Raw genomic sequence first — 19,286 nt, 5'->3', positions numbered from 1 at the left:
GTTGAATCCATCGATCTAAAGAAGAAGGAGTAAGTTCATATTCTTCAATAAGAGCCTTTCGTGTTTTTCCGTTTTGATAGAGTTGAATCATCTGTTTTTTAAATTCGGAAGTGAATGTACGGCGTTCTCTTTTCGTCATTTTGAGTGCTCCTTATCTGTAATAAGTTAAGTGTAGCTGCCCTTAAAATATCTGTCCAGATAAGTGTAGACGATTCATCTATTTTATATCTCAATATGCCTCAAAGAGCTTTATGTGGACTTTTTAGGGGCTTGTTTTTATTTTCCCTTTTTATCAATTAATCGATAACCATCTTTCACTTTAGCGTAAATAGTGGAACGCCAGTCATTTTAGCTATATCATTAACGCTTAAACCGTTAGATTCTCTTTCATCATACAGCTTTAACGCCTTCTTAACATCCTTCTCGTCCTTCCCTTTACGTCCCATATGTTTACCCTGTGCCTTAGCCCTAATCTATTGAATAGAGGATGAAAACTCTACTTTGCGGTCTAAAGCAGCAACCCTGTCACTAAGCCCTATAGCCGTCTATTCACCTGGGGAACGGCAGGAGAAATAAAAACCCCCATACCAGCTTCTTTACGGCTAATACAGGGGAATGAAAGGTCAGTAAATAATATCCGACCAAACTCGATTACTATTCAAACCGTTCATACGAAAACCCCCGCAAGATTAGGCAATATCATTGGGGGGGTTCCTGAAAATGGAGAATAATATCCTATCCTATGCCCATAGTGAAAAATGTGTACTCAAAATAGAAATGGGCCCCCATACAGAATTAACTGTAAAGGGGCGCACTGATGGTTTGGCATAAAGGAATATAGTTATATATCTATATTCCCGAATAAAAGAAAATATGCCCTTGCTACAGCTATTAACTGTAAACAGAGGTGTGTTGGTACTGATCCGTTCGGAATATGAAATTGCGCCCTATAAGCATCTGACTTACCTGGGCAGACTTATAACTATGTATCCTATGGCTTCGCCATTGTCTTCACTACGTTCGACAACGATTTTTTAACTAATTAACTATTCTATTCTTTATCTCTATGATAGTTGCTCTTAGGGGTACCGTCACATGCCCATCAAGGTAAGATATCATAATACCCGCAGAACGAAAATTTTGTGTATTTTATTCGTTTTTATCGTTTTGGGGTAAACTCGTTATTGTTAGCTTGATGGCTATGGGGTACCGCCAGCAAAACGCGGATTTACAACGTTAAGGCTATTCCAGTATTAAATTTTAATTTTGTAAAGTATTGCTCAAGTTCTTCAGTATTAGATTTTGAATTCCAATTATCTTCAATTAAAAAAGCCTTAATTAAGTCACATACAATATTCTCAAGTGAATAAAGTTGATCATAATTTATATTACTACTACCATGATGTACTACCTTAGACCTTGCCGTATATAACTTCTTCATATCACTAAAAAGTGATATCCTTCCCTCTATATCAGTTTTTAAAATGAATGCGACCCGTTCAGATAAAGTAAGTGTAATTGGATCAACAGAATTCGTCTGTACTAAACTCTCTACTGCTAACATTAACTTTAGAAAACGAGAAGGTGCTTCAAGTTCAAGGCGAGATTGTCCAAACCATTCCAGCGCTCTTATTACCTTAGTTTCAATTTCATTTTCACTAAAATTCAACCTCTTATGTAAGAGTTCTCCAAAATCTTCTAGTCCACAATCAAATAAGTCTTTAATTGTATCTTCATCAATATCATAACTTAAATTTTTCCCTTCAATTAGTCTTGAACTAAAAAGACCTTTATCTCCTTTTTCCATAGCATGAATATATACTCCATGCTCCTGTGCTTCAATTCCAAGTAAGTTAATATTTAGCTCTTCCTCATTCCAAGTTTGACAGTCTACATATCTAATAAAATTAATAAATATTTGTGCAATATCTGCACCGATCTCCATTGCCTTTTCAAAATCACAAGCATTGACTTCTAGTTCAAGTAAACATATATCTGCCTCATCATATTTTTCATATGGAGCAACTGCTTGTGGTTCAACAACCTTAATATAATCATAAATTGGTATTGTTATACTATTGAGACGTAACCCTTTAATTGGAACATATACTGTAAATTTTTTTAATTGAGATAGCATTTGTTTCAAATCATCAATTAAGATATTAATATCTCGGCTTTCTCCCTCTTTATTTAGGATTTTTCCTATAAACGTATTTATTTTATGTAAGAATAAGCTATAAGTAACTGTTCTTTTTATCTCTTCGCTCTCATAAACCAACTTTAGAATAGCTTGATAATCACTGTCATCTAACAGATATTCAGGTAAGTAACACTTAAAATTCCTCCTATAAATACCTGTAGTAGATTGCTTCAGGTCTTTTTTTACGATTTTAACTAAAAGTTGTTTCAGCGTACTAAATTTCATTCAATCACTCCTTTTTATTTACTCTTTTCAATATACTGGAAATCTTTACAATGAACAGTCTTTAAATAAATTCTGCTTAATAAATATCCAGTTTTCTTTGAAGGTGTTGTTCAATTATCTGGCCCTTTAATCGAATAACATGCTAAAGTTTTTAAACAAATGTAAGGTTTTTTTCATGTTGTAGCTACTGTCAAAAAGCATACTTTATGACACGTAGAATGATAGCTCTAATCTGTATGTCAAAAGGTGAATTATCTCATTTTGACATAGGTAATTTCTTTAAAGTACTTTTTGAAATAACTTTTCTGAATGAACTTAATCCTTAGCGTGGTTTTTTCGCGTTTTGCTGGTGGTACCCTTTATAGAACTTCATAAGATTATCTGTTTGAATTAGTTTGATTTCGTCTGCTGTTCTCATCACATTCATCAACTTCTTTCTCCAAAAGAAAAGCACCCTCGAGAGGATGCTCACTACTCATTAGATTGGATTAGTAATTAACTTTTTATAACTTCTGCAGTTACCTTAACAGCAAAATCTTTTAATTCCTCATATCCCCAAGATGTAACCTTTTTGGTGACTTCTCTTAATTTCTCAGAAGAACTCATGGTAGGTTTGATTCCTAACTTTTCTTCTACATAAGCTAATCCGTAATTTGTGACCATTACAAAATCCATTAATACCATTAAAGGAATAGTACCTCTACCTCCTTTAGTGTATTTAGGACCCTGTATTAAATTTTCATTTTCCAACTTTTGAATTGCTACAGCAAACTTATCATTATCTAACCCTATTGATGCTGCAGTAACATTTCTCATATTCGGAACATCTTTTTGATATTCAGTATAGATTGCCACTAAAACCTTTTGCTTTGTATCTAATTCACTCATTCCTTCTTCTCCCTCCTTTTGCCTTAAACATTCAACAAAAGGGTTACATTTCCTTCTTTATCCATAAAAAGACGAGTACCAACCCTGTTTCTATTCTCGAAGTCATAAATTTACCACCCAAAATAAAAACACCGTGGGAAACGGTGTTTAACTAGGATCGTTCTCATCAAGTAACAAAGTGGTTACTTCCGTGTAATCGCCTTTGTCAATTTCTTCTTTAGTAGCCATCTCTTTTTAATTCATCTTCTCCACTATAAAAAATATAAAACATACCAATATGTTCAATAAATAGATCCAGCGTTCATTCTCTTATGGAACTATCCTGCCCCGTTAGTGCCATAAGAAAAAGGCTGCCGCAGCAACCCCTGTTAATGAACTAAAGCACCCGTTAGTTCATTAAGAAAAGCGAAACTTCTTCAAGAATCGCGCCCTTTAATGGAGTAATCATTAATTTTCTAGGTTAGACAATTGATAATATACTATTAAGACAATTATCCATTCTACCACCACCTAATAAAATCTTTATATAATCTCAATTAGATAATATGGTAGCGACCTCTTGAATTGCCTTTCTACCAGCTAGGCTAATACCACCTAACTGAAAAAAGCCATGTGTAACTCCAAGGTACCGTTGGCATTGTTCTTCTACCCCTGCATTAAGTAAACGACGATAAAAATCTTCACCTTCGTCGACAAGAGGGTCAAATTCAGCAGTTAAAATGTGAGTCTCTGGTAGCCCTTCGAGATATCTGAGTATAACGGACTTGCTTCTGGGTGCTCAGGGGGTAGACAATTTGATAAATAAGCCTCAAAGCCACTTACTAAAGCATCGGCTGTCACCACATAATCATCACCGAATTTTTTATAACTATCGCTTGATGCCTTTGCATCAAGCATTGGGTAAATTAGAATTTGCCGTTTAGGCATCAAATGGCCTTGTTTTTTTAATCGTAAACACGTTACTAAAGCAAGATGTCCACCTGCGCTGTCGCCAGCAATAGAAATGTTGTCTGGATTCCCTCCCTCAAGTTAAAGCAGGGGATGTCTAGGCCCCACATGTTAAAGGGACTTTTTTCATTTTATCCAGTTAAATTGACAAATAGGACGTTATGAGACTTGTGACGTTAAAATTCCTGAATGGAGCAAAATTATCACCTATCAATTCATTACATAAAAAACTCCATTCCTGCCAACAACTCCATATCGAACATCCTTAGCCGTGATTTTTCGATCTTTGCATTGTTTCATAACCCATTCTTCGTTGTATAAAGAGGTTAAATTTTTTGTAATAATTTCACCATTAAATATGAGTTCAATAGGAATTTCTGAAGTTATTAGATCTATATCCTTCTTCAATAATGGCTGGTATTCTTCTTTTTTTTTGAATCGAAAGTTTTCCGCTTACTTCGAGTATGGCTGTTTCGATTTGATCTATCTTAAATAGCCCTTGTTCCCTGATTTGCTGTTTTAAATCATCGATAGAATATTTAGCTTTTTTCATGTTGAACTCATTGATTTCCCCTTTTTCAATAATAATAAGAGGCTTTCCCGATAAGTATTTTCGAAAACCTCTTTGTTTAAAAGAAAAAAGAGAAGAAAGGAAAAAGATAAAAATCAGTGTTAGAAAGGAAGCAAGTGTTGGAAAAAATTGAAGGTTTGTATCAAATCCCATATTCGCAATATAGGAGCCAACTGTTACAGATAAAGCAAAACTATAATAATTTAGTTGGGAATTCATACGTTTACCAAATAAGTATGTAAAAACAAGTAAGACTATATAGGAAATAACTGTACGAATAATTGGTTGTATTAAGTCTTCCATGAAAAGCTCCTTTAAGTATGTTTCAAATTTCATTGAGATAACGGCTACTAAAATAAAAAAGCCCTCTAAATTCTTTGGTTTAAGGGTTGTCTAATCCAAAATATTAGTTGGTTTTTTCTAAAAAGGTAARTCATCTTTTATTATAGGGCGTACTTTTCTTACTAAATCTGTAATGTCATTTTCTCCGTTGTAAACAACTCTAACAATTTGAAAGTCGTCTGGATAGCGAACGGTGTTTTTTATCTTTTGTATCCACTCATAAGCTGATACGGCAGCAGTCCATTCCGGTTCTTTTCTAAAGTCAGTTGTTATTACTGAACAACTACCAGACTGTAAGAAATTAGCACCGTTCGCAAACATTTGAACCTCAATTTGAATCTTCATTTGTTACTCCTAAATCTCTGTGCCTTTTTTTGTGTATTCTTTATCCTCAAGTTCAATAGTGTTATTTGAAACAGTTAAAGTTATATCAGCTAAATGAACTTTTGAACCCTCAGGCATATTATGAAGCCAACTAGAAAGATCATCAAATTTTTCTAATTCAGCCAGTGTAGGTGCTTCAAATTTGGTGTCCTCATGATCATATCCAAAGAAATCAACATCAGTCTTTGTAGATGCAGGATGAATATATATAAATAGGTTGTCTTTATTCATTACTCTTCTTCCTCCTTCTCATTGAACCCCAGTTCTTTAATTTCTTCCTCAGTTAATTCTACACTTACTACAAAATTACYTGTCTCATAGAAAGTTTGGAAAAATATCCAAATTAAAGCCCTTTTGTTCCAGTATATCCTTTTTTTCTTATCTAATTCTCGAACCATTGAATCGAAGCAACACTGCAAAGCCCTCCTGAATTTTAAGAAGGGCTTTTTTTTTAATCCTCAACGATTACATTAATAATTTCATTGAATTTTATTTTCTCAAAGGAACTATCTTTTTTCTGAATACTTAACTCTTTCGTGACAGGATCAATATACACACAGTATCCATGCAGTTCAATTGGATTTCCCTCGTTATGCAWTCTAAAACTTATAGGTAAATGATATTCCATCGCATAATGAATGTTGTTTTCAAATTCTTCAACCTGGTATTCATCTAGGACAGGTTTTTTATTTRAGAAATAATCGTCCTTATMCTTTTTTTTAGTTAATGCCTTATGTTCTGGTAACATCAATGCTGCCTGCCATTTAATGATTCCTCTATCACGAATTGTACCCATTAGAAAGAACCCTCCTTTTTATTTATTACATACGAACTAGYGTTCTTATGAAAGGTAGAAAAAAATACCTATTCCAGAGAATTGTACGAAGACACAAAGATAAGTACATTGGGKACATGAATTTGAGTACATAGAGTTATTAATCCACTCAAAACCGCACCAATTCAATCTCTAAACTGTTTTGAGATACAAAATCGAGTACATTATAAACAATACAGTCATACAAATTTATCTGTAAACACATAGGGGAAGGCAATATCTATACCCTCCCCTTTTTCGAACAACATATATTTTTAATTTTCTTGATTATTTTATAAAAAAGAGTGATTATTTTTGTGATCCTTAATCAACTCCCTCAGTATGATAGCTATAGCTCTCGAATGCTCACTCCCTCAGTATGATAGCTATAGCTCTCGAATGCTCACTTATTCGCAGGATTTCATAACCCTTGAAAATATATTAACGGTTAAAAGCAATGAGCTCAGATCATTTTGGTTCGCGGAGGCATAGTTAAATAAAGGAGTCTTAACAAAACTCCATATTCTACCATATAATGCACATTTTCTCCACGCCGCCCCTGGAGGCTTTCCCTCCCATGTCTCAACGGGTCATAAAATATGCCCTCTCATTCCTTCGTCATGCCTATCCAAGGGGTGGAGGCCAGTTTTGCTAACCTAATGGGTCGGTGCCCTTTTGTTGATTAAATCTGGTACTCCGTGCATCTTTGAAATCCTACGAATAAGAAAACATTCGATAAAAGAAAGCTGAAAATCAACCGTTCATCCATTCTTAGTTTGGTTCCCTTCGAGAACCTGTGAAGCTTGATTTATAAAACTACGCTGCCAGAGTTGTTAAAGGTTGTAATTTTTCTGGAGAATAGGTTTCATTTCTTTTGGCTATTCCCACAAAGAGCCGTGCTAGCTTTCCGCATAATTTCATAATAGACTTCATTTTCTTTATTTTTTTTACCTTAACATTATTGGCGTGCAAGGCTTTAAACTCAGGGTTATTCATGACAAGACTCATCGTCGCTAGGTATAAGAAACGCCTAAGTCTGGATCTCCCACGTTTAGAAATGACAATTTGTCCTTTCCATTTACCTGAGCTCGCCTCGGAAAGATGTAACCCTGCGTGACGAAGGAGGGAATTACCATGGGCGAATCCACTTAAATCTCCAGCTTCCCCTAAAATTCCAGCTAAAGAGATTTCACTGATCCCTTTAATAGCCAGCAGTTTCTTTGCGAAAGGAATTTGTTGAAGCACGTTAGTGACTTCTTGTTCCACTCTTTCGAGTTGCGTTGTAGCTAGATCATACTCTTCTAGTAGTTGTTCTAAATGTAGCTTGTAAGCATCAAGTGCTTGGTGCGTTCCGATAGAACGTTTAGCTAAATCTATAAGTAGATAAGCTTTTTTCAACCCAGGCTGACGCTTCATTACCGATTTCCATTTGCCTACAATGTCTTGAGGTTGCATCGATTGTAACTCGATTGGTGTAGGAAATAATCGTAGAGTTGCGATTGCCCCTTTGCCTTTCACATCTTTAAACACTTGTCGTAACTCAGGAAAGACTACATCTACCCAACGATTTAATTGGTTGATAGAACTAACGAGACGTTTAACGATTACATCACGGTTGGACATAAGGACTCGAAGTTTTTCGAAAGACTCTGGAGATGAACGAACAAAGGCATAGTATCCATTCTTCACCATATCCGCAATCACGAGAGCGTCTTTTTTATCACTTTTGGACTGAGTATTATCTCGATTTTCTTTATTTCTTTTTACAAGGTGAGGATTGACTGTTACGACATCAATCTTTTCGTTAGATAACCATTTCGATATATTAATCCAGTAATGACCTGTAGGTTCCATACCGACAATCGTGGTGTCTAAGCTGTTTTTAGCTTTTAGTTTATTAATCCATTCTAGAAACCTGTTAAAGCCTTCTTCGTTATTTTCGAAAGTAAGAGGATCACCTACCACGATTCCTCGATAATTTACAGCTCGAGCAACGTGAAATTGTTGGGCAATATCCACGCCAACAACGAGATGTCGATCAGAAATTCTCTCTATTAGTTGATTTTGTTTATCTTGCATTTTAAACTTCATATTAGGGTTCCTCCTAAGGTTTTGAGTTAGAGTGGTGTCTTACTCATATCTTACTGAGGAGCCCTATTTTTTTCAAAGCTGAAAAATAACGCTCTACAGGAATGCTAACCTGCCCGAAAAATGAAGGGCCGAATTGCTTCTGCTCATTTACTTTTGACGATTGCTTACAACATCTTAAAAACAGGAGAACCCTATCATGAACTAGGCTCAAATTACCTTGAAGAAAAACAAATGAACAAAGAATTAAAAATGATCGAATACCTAAAAAAGAAAGGCTATACAATCGATTCATCAGAACAACAAACTGCATAACCAGTTAAAATAACGACATAGTACATTTACGTCCTTCAAAAAAATTAGAATTTGGTGGGCTTATTTTAGTATGGCCTTTCACGAATATGTTTTCATACAAAAAAGAGCTGCCGAAGCAACTCTCTTACTGAAGTAAATCACCCAAGAACATTTTCAAGAGGTTCTTTGTTTCGTACTGCTTCGGTCAATTGTCTTAATTTTTTTAATGAAATAATAATGTTTGTAGAGGGCGAGCACCACCAACAGGATTTTCACTAAAAGGATGTCCACATAAAATACAGAAATTATGATGAAGAAATCGGCAACTAAATTGATTCTAATTTTCTCTTTTCTAGTCATACCTTTTTTTTGTAGGAATGCTTCAACGTATTTTTCATATAATGAGGTGCTTTTGAACCAGTTTTCAATCGACTTTGAACTTCTCGCAAAGCAAAAAGCAGCGAATAAGTAAAACGGTCCGCCCGGCAGAACAGGTAACACAGTCCCTGCAACACCAATCACAAGGGATATGAATCCAAGAAGGAAAAATAGGATACTTTTTACTTTTTTAATTGTAATCACCTTTTTATTTATATTCTATTCCCTTATAACGTAAAGGGGAAGTCCATTTGATTAAACATCACTGATCAGCAGCTCCTGGTAACGAAGTAAAGTACCAGTTCGTAGAAGATGATATTTATCGGTAATTATTGTGAACAGGTTTAAACAAATACATCACATTATTACCATACGCTCTATATTATTTTTACTTACATGCTCGTGTAATGGAATGCCATAAAAAGAATTCGGGGAAGCTTTATCAAATATGATAGCAGTTGATGGTACTCTAATGTCCCGGTGTATCTGGAATCCAGGTCCTTCTCATTTGAAACATCTAAATCTCTCATAAAAACAACTGAGATACTTTTATTTATTGCTTTTTCAATTACAGTATTAATGTTATTAACGATTTTTTCTTTCTCAAAAACTCCTTGTTCTTCTTAATAACTTCCATAATTCTGATTATCAGTAATGCTTGTTTCAATATTCCCCCCTAAAGTTATTAGCAAATAGTTTTACCGTTTTTAAATTTCATTAAATATCAGAAAGTATTTAAGCACTTCTTAGCAATCTCTTTATTTTTCTTCAAAAGATTTACTAATACCTTCTTCCTCGAACATTTGGGTGTGGTGGGTAGACAGCTTCGTTCATACCAGTTGTATAAGAAAATTACTCTTTAATACAAAACAAAGAACCTTCAATCCAAAGATAGATTAAAGGTTCTATGTTTTACTTCCAATGGCATTCTATTATTTACTCAATTCCTTAAGTAAATTCATACCTTTGTTTCTACATCCAAAGAATTAACTATGGGCTAGCTCTTTTTCTTTTAGACCAAGAGCCGCTGCTGTTGAAGCATGAATTTCTTGCAGAAGCTCTGGATTTTCCATTAGTGACACGCCATAAGAAGGAATCATTTCTTTGATTTTTGGTTCCCACTCTTTCAGATGTTGCGGGAAGCATTTTTTAATTACCTCTATCATAACGTGAACAGCAGTGGAAGCACCTGGAGAAGCACCTAGTAATGCTGCAATCGAGCCATCAGCGGAACTAACAACTTCCGTACCAAATTGAAGCGTTCCTTTGCCGCCTTCAGCAGTATCTTTGATAACTTGTACACGTTGGCCAGCTACTACTAAATCCCAATCCTCGCTCTTAGCGTTCGGGATAAACTCTCGTAACTCTTCCATGCGCTGTTCTTTCGATAACATAACTTGCTGGATCAGGTATTTTGTCAATGACATCTCTTTTGCACCCGCCGCCAACATTGTTAAGACATTATCCGGTTTTACGGAAGTTATTAAATCGAACATTGAACCTGTTTTTAAGAACTTCGGTGAGAAACCGGCAAATGGTCCAAATAGCAACGATTTTTCACTGTCGATATATCGTGTATCAAGATGCGGAACAGACATTGGTGGAGCACCAACTTTAGCTTTTCCGTATACTTTTGCTTGATGCTGCTCAATTACTTCTGGATTATTACATACCATGAAAAATCCGCTTACTGGGAAACCGCCAATGTGCTTCCCTTCAGGAATACCGGATTTTTGCAGTAAATGAAGGCTTCCGCCCCCGCCTCCGATAAAGACAAATTTTGCAGTATGACGCTCTACGCTTCCGCTATCGACATTACGCACTTTTAATTCCCATGAGCCATCACTAGTAACTTTAAGATTATCAACACTATGTTTATATTTGATATCGACGTTTTTAGTCTTTAAGTGGTCAAACAACATGCGTGTTAAAGCACCAAAGTTGACATCCGTTCCAGAGTCGATTTTGGTTGCCGCTATAGCTTCATTCGAAAGGCGATCTTGCATAATAAGCGGAATCCATTCCATCAGTTTTGCCGGGTCCTCAGAAAACTCCATCCCTTTGAACAGAGGATTTTTTGAAAGCGCTTCAAAGCGTTTCTTTAAGAATGCTACATTTTCATCCCCTAACACCATACTCATATGAGGCAATGGCATGATAAAGTCCTGAGGGTTTTTTATCAGCTTGCTGTTTACAAGATAAGACCAAAACTGCGTTGAAAGCTGAAACTGTTCATTAATTTTAATAGCTTTGCTAATATCTATAGATCCGTCCGGTTTTTCAGTTGTGTAGTTAAGCTCACACAGTGCAGCATGCCCTGTTCCCGCATTGTTCCACTCGTTAGAGCTTTCCGCCCCTGCGTCTTCAAGCTTCTCAAACACTTTGATTTCCCATTCCGGCACTAACTCTTTCAGGAATGTTCCCAAAGTCGCACTCATAATACCGGCGCCAATTAAGATAACTTCTGTTTTAGTTTCACTGTTGCTCATGTTAACCTTCCTTACTCCATATATTTGCAGAAAGGATGTAGATGCTCCTGTTTAGGCGTCAAGCCAAGGCGCGACCTAGTCACAAACCTTTTCTGCCTCATTATAACCATATCATAGTGCATTACAATAATTAATAGAATAAACTATATTGCTATTATATAGTTTATGTGAAGAAATGAACTTAAACTAAACTGCCCCCTTTGGTTCTGTGAGGCAAGGCGAAACTTCTTAATGAAGAATAACGCCTATTTAATTAAGGCTTATGAAGATATGACACAAATTGCATCATAGCAAAAGTGAGCCTCTGACAGGATTCGAACACGTTCCCTACGTAATTTCAACGGCAGGAATTACAGCTTATCTTATTGCCAGTGCTGAAACCCTTGCCTTGCTATCCGGTTGTTTTCCGGCGCTCTTCTAATTATACAAATTTCAGGTCCAAATGAGAACATAAAATTGTAGTACAATCCGAAATAAAAATTGGAAATAAAATGGGCGACATAAGCAAGAGAAGATGGCCTGAATTATTAGGAACCTTCAGTCCAATGATAATAAGAAGTAATCCTATTAAAATTGTTCCCACTGCCTATTGAAAAAATGAAATGAAATATAAATGAAATAGTACTTAATGATTATTATCATATGTTTTAGCTTTATATACAAAATAAAAGATTGCTAAAACAATAAATATTAAACCCAATAAAGATAAGAATAACCAAATCATATGAGCACTCTCCACAAAATTTCACCTTTATTATTATGACAGTTTTCAGAGGAGATAGGAAGTAGTTAATGAACAGTTCGAATAAACTATTCTTTGTTCCCAGTTTATTTTTCCATATGATTCCATTTTTTCCTTTGATTTAGGTATCCTTAATAGGAATGAAGAATCCAGTCACCAATCTTAGGGGTAAATATCAACTTAGTAATCGTCTGGAAACAACGCACTTAACTTCTCTTCTGCAGCATTTATTTTTGGATTCATCCCCAAAAGCAATTAGGTATAGAACATTAAATGAATCAGTATTATCTTGTTGCATATATTTCACTCCTCCGCTCATATTATCTGCTGATGGCATTAATCTATCCGCTATTGATTGGAACCTTTTAAATAAAAGGCTGTTTTCACATACTTTGTTGCTATTTACCAGGTAGTGAGTTGTGGTTGATTTTCCCTCCAGATGCTCGCTTTCCGCGGGGCGGCGGTGAGCCTCCTCGGCGTAAACGCCTGTGGGGTCTCACCTATCCCGCCGCTCCCGCAGGAGTCTCRCACTTCCGCTCCAATCAACCTTAAATAGTTTCGTTTTAAAAACAACAATCTTTACGAAAAGAGCCAAATAAAAAAAGACAGTATTTAATATGGCTGTCTCTTTTATCTTATATCCTCTTTTATTCGTGTAGCTTTGAAACAAGGATGTTCAACTCACGTACCCGGTAGTTCAGTAAAGTCTAAAGGATTCTTTGAAGCATTTCAATTACAACAAGTATATCTAAGTAATTTGGAACAAATATTATAACTGTTGCAAATTCAAAGGAGGTGGCTAAAATGAACGCACAACGTGCAGAAGAAATTGCTTCTTCGCCAATTATGGCAAATGTGACCTATAATGAGGAAAGTATCTACATTGAGCACGTGGATGAACAAAATGGAATAGCTACAATCCATTCCCTTGATGAACCAAATAAAAAACAAAGTGTTTCTATAACAAGCTTAAATGAACAGTAATATGTTAAATGTCCTTTGGTAATCCTTTGCCTTCGGATGTAGCTTTGAAACAAAGTTTAATAAATGAATAAATAAAAAGGTCATGTTTTGAAAAACCAATCAAAACATGACCTTTTAATATTTATTTGGATTATTTTTTTTAAAAAAAGAATAGCCGTATAGGTTACATCGACTAGAGGCGTTTTCCTTAGCAATGAAAAAGCAGTCCGTAAAAGGTTTGTCCGACCTTTTTCGCTGTACCCCTAAAAGAAAATCCATTTCCTGGAGTTTTCCAAACCTAAATCATAAAAAGCCTTATTAAATAAAGGAGTTCACAAATTAGTCATGTATAATATGTGTACTCCTTTGTTCTTTTTATTAAATTAAAGCCACCCTTGTTAGGGAAAAAGTATAAGCAATAACGCCCCTCATTGCCAATCGATGAGGTTTTTCAGTAACGATTTCTATAATCACTTCGTTTTTTTCTGCTTTTCTTTAGGAAAACCGTTATCAGAATGATCAGAATGACACAGCCTAGCCCTCCTAGAGATGAAACAGAAAATTTATTAGCGTCCCCACTGATTGCTTCTTTTTTAAACGAGGCAGGCACAGCTGTGTTCCTAACATCAGCGACCGTTTTAAGGTTAAAGGATCCTATGTCGCGCCCTTCTTGGTTCCTGATTGAGAGAATTCCATCATTACTCGTTTTTAGACTAGGTTCATCACTAATTAAATGAGTATAGTATAAGTCTTTGTTCAGCTTATAGGATTTAGAGTGATCTGCTGAATAAAGTAGGGTTTTTTTATCAATTTTGGCTGATTTAAAATTTTCAAAACCATAATTGAATAGAAGCTCAGTATCGGAGTAGGCATCCTTGTTTGAAGGAGCTTTAAGAGTGACCGCAATCAAGTCCTGTTCTCCTCTAGTAGCAGTAGAAATAAGGGTGTAGCCCGCTTTACTAACGAAGCCGGTTTTCCCACCGGTTATTCCCTTATAGGGGAGTTCACCTTTTAAAATTTTATGATGGGTAACTAGAGTTGTATCCCATGTTTCCACTTTCCATGGTAACTTCTTCTTCCCAAAATCTTCACGGAAAATTTCATTTTTCATTGCATATTGTGTAATTTTAGCAAGGTCACTGGCTGTAGTTACATGGTTTTTGTCAAACAAGCCATGGGGGTTCGTAAAATGAGTATCAGTGACTTTTACTTCTTTTCTTAAAAACTCATTCAAATCCTCCATGAATAATTTTTCACTTCCAGACATATGCTCGGCAATTGCGATAGCTGCATCATTTCCGGAGTTGATTAACATTCCTGCAATTAATTTGGAAAGCTTTATTTTCTCCCCAGGTTCAATAAATACCGATGAGCCGTCTGCCTCAGCTGCTTTTTTACTAACAGTCACTAATTCATTCTGATCCCCGTGCTCTATAGCATATATAGCAGTAGCAACTTTCGTTAGACTTGCTGGATACATTTTTTTATTTATATTTTTTTCGTATAATACTTTTCCACTTTTCGCATCAATAATGATCCCAGCTTCACTAACGAGAGGTAAGTCGGATTCTGCACTTACAGTCGTAGAGGTGAAGGGGATTAAAGCCAAAATGAAGATAAAGAAAAACCTTTTCATATACCTCTCCTTAATTGATAGTTAAATCCTATATAGTCATACTATAATAAATCTGAATGTTTAAAGATGTTTTATTGAAATTGAAATGAAACAGTAATTACCCTTTAATAATCATGGAAGCATTTTGGATAATATCCTTCATTTACTTTCCTGGAATACCTTTATAAGGGTTTTGATTCTTTTAGTACCTATAAAATTATTAAGAAGCAAAGAGGATATTCGATGTTTTTATGTAGCTTGTGATACTTATTCTTGAACTAAAAAACCCATTTTTCCAAGTTGTTATTTCTAAAGGGGGTTGAGTAGTATACTTTCTGACCACAATCACTCTTATGCTTGTTGACCTTCATCTAAGGGTTCTCCCCTCGTTATCTTAAGAATTTTTCACCATAAACCAAAAATTTATTAATGCACTTTAATGTTTCGGTAATTTTTTATTTTTAAAAAGATATTGAAGCCAATCCTAATATTGCAAAATGAATTTTCATTTTTGGTATCCTCTTCCTAAGAAACCATCTTAACAATTTGATGAATGTTAAAAATCCCATATACAAATAATAATCAGGATACTTAGTTAATGTGGAAGGAGCAGTTTTCATGAAAAAATTATTATTTATGGGGTTTATTTTGTTTTTTTAGCTAAACATGCTGGCTGGATTAATTAGTGCCGTCACTAAAACACAAGAAAATTGCATAAGCTAATCTGAAGTAAAGTTTCAAAATGAATTCAGGAAACTTTGGATGGCATGTATTGCGGACAAGTAATTATATTACAAGTGCAACAACAGCAGGAGCAGAAGACCAAAAGCAAGTGTTGTCCAGACTTCTTAAAAATCAAGAGGATATTGGTAATGCTGTGAAGGGTGTATACGGTGAGGAGGCTGAGAACAAACTTACGGATTTGCTTAAGGAACATATTGTTATTACCGGTAAGATCGTAGATGCTGCTAAAACCGGAAAGGAAGCCTTGGTGAATCAGCTAAACAAAGAATGGTATAGAAATGCTGATGATATAGCGGCGTTCCTTAGCGGTACCAACCCTTATTTAAAAGATGAAGATCTAAAAAAATTGCTTTATATTCATCTAAAATTGGTGACAAATGACTTATCTGCAAGCTTGGCAAAGGATTGGGATGCAAGAATCGTTGCGATTGATGATGGGGTCACACATATAATTCTAATGGCAGATGCTATCTCTGCTGGAGTTGTGAAGCAGTTTCCGGAGAAGTTTAATAAATAATCTTAACAATCTCACCTTAATAGTTCATTTTTATTTCACTTAGAATATTTCGTTCAAACCTCATTTTCAGTTATGACAGGAATGCTGCCCCTTTAACTGCATAACAAAAAAGAAGCTGATCTCAGCTTCTTTTAATTGAAGTAAAGCACCTGTTAGCACAATGTTATTATAGTGGTGGATTTTCCACACCTAAATGAATCCAATCTTCTTTTGGTGGTCCATAAACCCCAAAAGGTTTTATTCCTGCTTGACGCATAAGAACTGTAACTTGTCCGCGATGATGAACGATGTGTTTGATTAGTCCCATAATAATCATAGCATTTGTTTCTTCTCTCCCAAATGCATTTTGCACTTGCTTTAGAGTTTCATCCTTCCATTGTTCTTCAATCATTTTTGCTGAATATGAACTTACATTTCTAAATGTCTCAGCAATTTCTTTTGCTGAAGTTGGGGCGTTTTCTGCATTTTCTACCACATTGATTTTTAACCCGAAATTAGCTAAGTATTCTGGAATACTTGTTGTTAAGTGCCACGCAATTCTTCCTAAAGTACGACCTTTTGGATAAACTAATTGTTCTAATGAATCATCTGTCAAACCATCCAAAACGTTTTGAGTTAGCATAGATTCCTTATTCCATTCTTTGATAAAATCTGAAATCGTTAAATACATATATAATTCCTCCTAAATCCATTCAATGAATTATTTATTACTGGAATACCAGAATAGAACATTTGTTCCTGTATGTCAAATTTCCTTCTTTCTCTAACCTGCCCCGATAGCTGCATAAAGAAGGCTGCCTTAAAGACAGCTTTGATCTAAAGCTATCGCACCCGTTAGTCTAATCTTCACCAAAAATATGTTTATTTCTTTTTCTAAAAAGCGTCACATTGTGAATAGGTGTAATTACTTGTTTATCCCAATATATTGCACTACCATTTGGAATAGCGTATATATCCCTATTGTATGATAAAGGGAATAATTCTTCATCAACGGTTCCATCATAGTGAACTTCTACACTAAAATCTACTAACTCTAAACCTTTTATTACTTGTGTTTCGGGATAATCTTCATCTTTTGTGATGATACAATCTCCACAAAAAACTAAAGCCCCAGCACTGACACCCACCATTAAGCCCGAGAAACCTTTAATAGCTTGTATCAATTCTTTTGCAATCAAACTTTCCATTAACTTCTCTGGTCTTCCGCCAGTAAAATAAAGAACATTATGGTCTTTTATTTCATTTTGCATTTCTTGATTTGTAAGTCGATAGTCTAGTAGTTTAATATGCTCTATTCCTATATCCCCAAATGATTTCTTTGCAGAATTAAACCATCTATCAATTTTTGAATCCTCCGTAGCGAAAGGAATTATTAAGGTTTTATTACCTGCTTCAACGTGATTTGATAAATAATTCATTACATCATCAAGTTCCCCAGCTAAAGGGTTTCCTCCCCCAATAAAACAAAGGCTCATTAGTATTTCTCCTTGTTATGTACTTTTCACATATTATACCATTTTCTAAAACTTCAAAAAGTTAGTTTCTCATGAACTAAGCTGCCTCGATCGTTGCAAACAGAAAGAACTGCCTTAAAGACAGTTCCCATCTTAAGCTAAAGCACCCGATACTGGAATGACTACCACATCGGTTCATCCTTGTTACTTAGCTTATATATAAATGGCATCAAAATAAGAAGCAAAGCATAAGCAACTATTTCAAAAGATAAGACATAACCTTTAGGTACCCCAAATGATATTGATGGTAAAATCAGTAAAGGTATAAATGAAAATAAGCTTAATTGGTTTCTTGATTTCTTGGAAACGTATTGGGATGAATCACAGGATGGACAACTTAACTTGTTTTTAAAGGTAAACATTTTTAAAAAAGTCTCTATCCAGCCCCATTTATAGCCACAGTGCTGACAGATTGGCATATGAAACGACCTCCTTTCAATTAAATCACATTATAAATTATACCATTTTCCCCTAAACTATCCTTATCACAGATTTAAAGGTTCCTAACTAGGTGACCAAGAAAAACATCATTCCCAACCCCTGATTTGTTTGTACCTAACCTCCCCGTTAGCTCCAAAAGAAAAAGAGCTGCCGGAGTGAACTGCACCCCAATTGTTAGACAGCATCTAATAATCGTGGTTTTAGCAGCATTGATTCCATGGAGGAAAGCAGGAGTAGTACAAAGTCCATTTATTGCAGTTTTTGACAGCGTAGGTATTCCGTTTGCAGCTGATATTATGAACCTCGTCATTTTAACGGCGTTGCTTTCTGTAGGGAATTCCGGATTATATGTTTGTTCTCGTATGCTTTGGTCACTTTCGCAAAATGGTATGGCACCTTCAGTATTCGGGAAGTTAAATTCTCGAGGTGTCCCATTTAATGCAGTATTATTTAGTCTGCTTTTTTCCCTAGTATCTTTACTTACAAGTGTAGTTTCAGCAGAAACCATTTTTGTCGTCCTGCTTTCTGTAAATGGTCTAGAAGGTACAATCAGTTGGATGACCATCGCCCTATCTCAATACAATTTCAGGAGGCAATTTATTAAACTGGTGGAGATGTAAAGGAGTTAAAGTACAAAGTTCCCCTATTTCCGCTAATATCCATTCTGTGTCTTGTTTTATGTGGAATTTCTATACTGTTTATGGCATTTGATCCGGCACAGCGTTCTTCCCTGGTACTTGGCTTAGGCTTCATGCGGGCTTGTTATCTTTATTACTTTATACGTTACGGTAAAAGTATTAAAGATAAGATAATACTGAAGGAAGACCATGGAGAGGTAACAACACCCAAAAGTAGAGTATGAGAATAGTGGATTGTCAACACTAAATCAAACAACTTTTTTAAGGGATAATTTTTTATATTCTAGAGGACTTAAGTAGCCAAGAGTTCCATGAATTCTTAGCTTATTAAACCAGTTCACATAGTCTCCAAATTCGAGCGTTAGCTGGGATAAGTTCGTAAACTTTTTTTGATTGGCGAACTCAGTCTTAATGATTTTAAAGGTCGCTTCCGCGACGGCGTTATCATATGGACAACCTTTCATACTAAGCTTTCATACTAAGTGAACGGC

Annotated in this window: 21 protein-coding genes and 2 pseudogenes; 4 read left to right on the top strand and 19 right to left on the bottom strand. The window is 35.4% G+C overall.

Annotated elements, in window-relative coordinates:
- The 11 genes and pseudogenes from AC1DVK_RS23905 to AC1DVK_RS23855 all read right to left on the bottom strand — a co-directional run.
- On the bottom strand, positions 1–139 hold a 139-nt coding region (locus tag AC1DVK_RS23905; RefSeq protein ID WP_477627543.1), incomplete at its 3' end, for a transposase.
- Positions 140–314: 175 nt separating this feature from the next.
- A pseudogene (locus tag AC1DVK_RS23900) lies at positions 315–470 on the bottom strand (recombinase family protein); the annotation flags it as partial.
- A 758-nt stretch (positions 471–1,228) separates the two neighbouring features.
- On the bottom strand, positions 1,229–2,425 hold the full coding sequence (locus tag AC1DVK_RS23895; RefSeq protein WP_477627540.1) for a hypothetical protein: 1,197 nt from the start codon (positions 2,423–2,425) through the stop codon (positions 1,229–1,231).
- Positions 2,426–2,920: 495 nt separating this feature from the next.
- The gene (locus AC1DVK_RS23890; protein ID WP_477627539.1) at positions 2,921–3,313 is read right to left on the bottom strand and encodes a YjcQ family protein; all 393 of its coding nucleotides are present in this window, start codon (positions 3,311–3,313) and stop codon (positions 2,921–2,923) included.
- Between the two features lie 532 nt (positions 3,314–3,845).
- Entirely contained in the window at positions 3,846–4,034 is a 189-nt protein-coding gene (locus tag AC1DVK_RS23885) for an alpha/beta hydrolase (protein ID WP_477627542.1), read from the bottom strand.
- On the bottom strand, positions 4,028–4,312 hold the full coding sequence (locus AC1DVK_RS23880; protein WP_477627541.1) for an alpha/beta hydrolase fold domain-containing protein: 285 nt from the start codon (positions 4,310–4,312) through the stop codon (positions 4,028–4,030). Before AC1DVK_RS23880 ends, AC1DVK_RS23885 begins: the two co-directional genes overlap by 7 nt.
- A 313-nt stretch (positions 4,313–4,625) precedes the next feature.
- Positions 4,626–5,168: a DUF421 domain-containing protein gene (locus AC1DVK_RS23875; RefSeq protein WP_477627538.1), complete on the bottom strand. Its 543-nt coding sequence runs from the start codon at positions 5,166–5,168 to the stop codon at positions 4,626–4,628.
- An 84-nt stretch (positions 5,169–5,252) separates the two neighbouring features.
- Entirely contained in the window at positions 5,253–5,519 is a 267-nt protein-coding gene (locus tag AC1DVK_RS23870; RefSeq protein ID WP_289321061.1) for a hypothetical protein, read from the bottom strand.
- 9 nt (positions 5,520–5,528) lie between these two features.
- Entirely contained in the window at positions 5,529–5,789 is a 261-nt protein-coding gene (locus AC1DVK_RS23865) for a hypothetical protein (RefSeq protein WP_289321062.1), read from the bottom strand.
- A gap of 220 nt (positions 5,790–6,009) precedes the next feature.
- The gene (locus tag AC1DVK_RS23860; RefSeq protein ID WP_477627537.1) at positions 6,010–6,354 is read right to left on the bottom strand and encodes a YolD-like family protein; all 345 of its coding nucleotides are present in this window, start codon (positions 6,352–6,354) and stop codon (positions 6,010–6,012) included.
- Between the two features lie 834 nt (positions 6,355–7,188).
- A complete protein-coding gene (locus AC1DVK_RS23855; protein ID WP_477627536.1) occupies positions 7,189–8,463 on the bottom strand; it encodes an IS110 family RNA-guided transposase in 1,275 nt (424 codons plus the stop codon).
- A gap of 120 nt (positions 8,464–8,583) precedes the next feature.
- Between AC1DVK_RS23855 and AC1DVK_RS23850 the strand changes: the two genes are divergently transcribed.
- The gene (locus AC1DVK_RS23850; protein ID WP_477627535.1) at positions 8,584–8,775 is read left to right on the top strand and encodes a hypothetical protein; all 192 of its coding nucleotides are present in this window, start codon (positions 8,584–8,586) and stop codon (positions 8,773–8,775) included.
- 153 nt (positions 8,776–8,928) lie between these two features.
- Here the strand turns inward: AC1DVK_RS23850 and AC1DVK_RS23845 are convergent, their stop codons facing one another.
- From AC1DVK_RS23845 to AC1DVK_RS23835, 3 genes are all read right to left on the bottom strand, one after another.
- A complete protein-coding gene (locus AC1DVK_RS23845) occupies positions 8,929–9,336 on the bottom strand; it encodes a YbaN family protein (RefSeq protein ID WP_286141095.1) in 408 nt (135 codons plus the stop codon).
- A gap of 782 nt (positions 9,337–10,118) precedes the next feature.
- A complete protein-coding gene (locus AC1DVK_RS23840; RefSeq protein ID WP_410863951.1) occupies positions 10,119–11,645 on the bottom strand; it encodes a malate:quinone oxidoreductase in 1,527 nt (508 codons plus the stop codon).
- Between the two features lie 1,120 nt (positions 11,646–12,765).
- Positions 12,766–12,936 carry a hypothetical protein gene (locus tag AC1DVK_RS23835; protein WP_477627534.1) on the bottom strand — a complete coding sequence of 57 codons (171 nt, stop codon included), beginning with the start codon at positions 12,934–12,936 and terminating at the stop codon, positions 12,766–12,768.
- Between the two features lie 231 nt (positions 12,937–13,167).
- On the opposite strand from AC1DVK_RS23835, the gene AC1DVK_RS23830 reads away from it, so the two are divergent.
- Positions 13,168–13,347, top strand: a complete 180-nt coding sequence (locus tag AC1DVK_RS23830) for a small acid-soluble spore protein H (RefSeq protein ID WP_061461568.1) — start codon at positions 13,168–13,170, stop codon at positions 13,345–13,347.
- 430 nt (positions 13,348–13,777) lie between these two features.
- Here the strand turns inward: AC1DVK_RS23830 and AC1DVK_RS23825 are convergent, their stop codons facing one another.
- Entirely contained in the window at positions 13,778–14,962 is a 1,185-nt protein-coding gene (locus AC1DVK_RS23825; RefSeq protein ID WP_477627533.1) for a D-alanyl-D-alanine carboxypeptidase family protein, read from the bottom strand.
- A gap of 721 nt (positions 14,963–15,683) precedes the next feature.
- Here AC1DVK_RS23825 and AC1DVK_RS23820 point away from each other — a divergent pair.
- The gene (locus tag AC1DVK_RS23820) at positions 15,684–16,202 is read left to right on the top strand and encodes a glycosyltransferase (RefSeq protein ID WP_477627532.1); all 519 of its coding nucleotides are present in this window, start codon (positions 15,684–15,686) and stop codon (positions 16,200–16,202) included.
- 166 nt (positions 16,203–16,368) lie between these two features.
- Here AC1DVK_RS23820 and AC1DVK_RS23815 read toward each other — a convergent pair whose 3' ends face one another.
- The 3 genes from AC1DVK_RS23815 to AC1DVK_RS23805 form a co-directional block, all read right to left on the bottom strand.
- A complete protein-coding gene (locus tag AC1DVK_RS23815) occupies positions 16,369–16,872 on the bottom strand; it encodes a DinB family protein (protein ID WP_089364564.1) in 504 nt (167 codons plus the stop codon).
- A gap of 169 nt (positions 16,873–17,041) precedes the next feature.
- Positions 17,042–17,677, bottom strand: coding sequence for a Type 1 glutamine amidotransferase-like domain-containing protein (locus tag AC1DVK_RS23810; RefSeq protein WP_477627531.1), 636 nt, complete (start codon positions 17,675–17,677; stop codon positions 17,042–17,044).
- A 161-nt stretch (positions 17,678–17,838) separates the two neighbouring features.
- Entirely contained in the window at positions 17,839–18,135 is a 297-nt protein-coding gene (locus AC1DVK_RS23805) for a TIGR04104 family putative zinc finger protein (protein WP_477627530.1), read from the bottom strand.
- Between the two features lie 177 nt (positions 18,136–18,312).
- Between AC1DVK_RS23805 and AC1DVK_RS23800 the strand changes: the two genes are divergently transcribed.
- On the top strand, positions 18,313–18,777 hold the full coding sequence (locus AC1DVK_RS23800; RefSeq protein WP_477627529.1) for an amino acid permease: 465 nt from the start codon (positions 18,313–18,315) through the stop codon (positions 18,775–18,777).
- A 266-nt stretch (positions 18,778–19,043) separates the two neighbouring features.
- On the opposite strand, the pseudogene AC1DVK_RS23795 reads toward AC1DVK_RS23800, so the two are convergent.
- Positions 19,044–19,265 (bottom strand): annotated as a pseudogene (locus tag AC1DVK_RS23795) (IS3 family transposase); the annotation flags it as partial.
- Between the last annotated feature and the right edge of the window lie 21 nt (positions 19,266–19,286).

This window comes from Peribacillus sp. P4_B1 (assembly GCF_056402395.1).
Note: the sequence above shows the minus strand (reverse complement) of the source record. Positions and strands in the feature narration are given on the sequence as shown.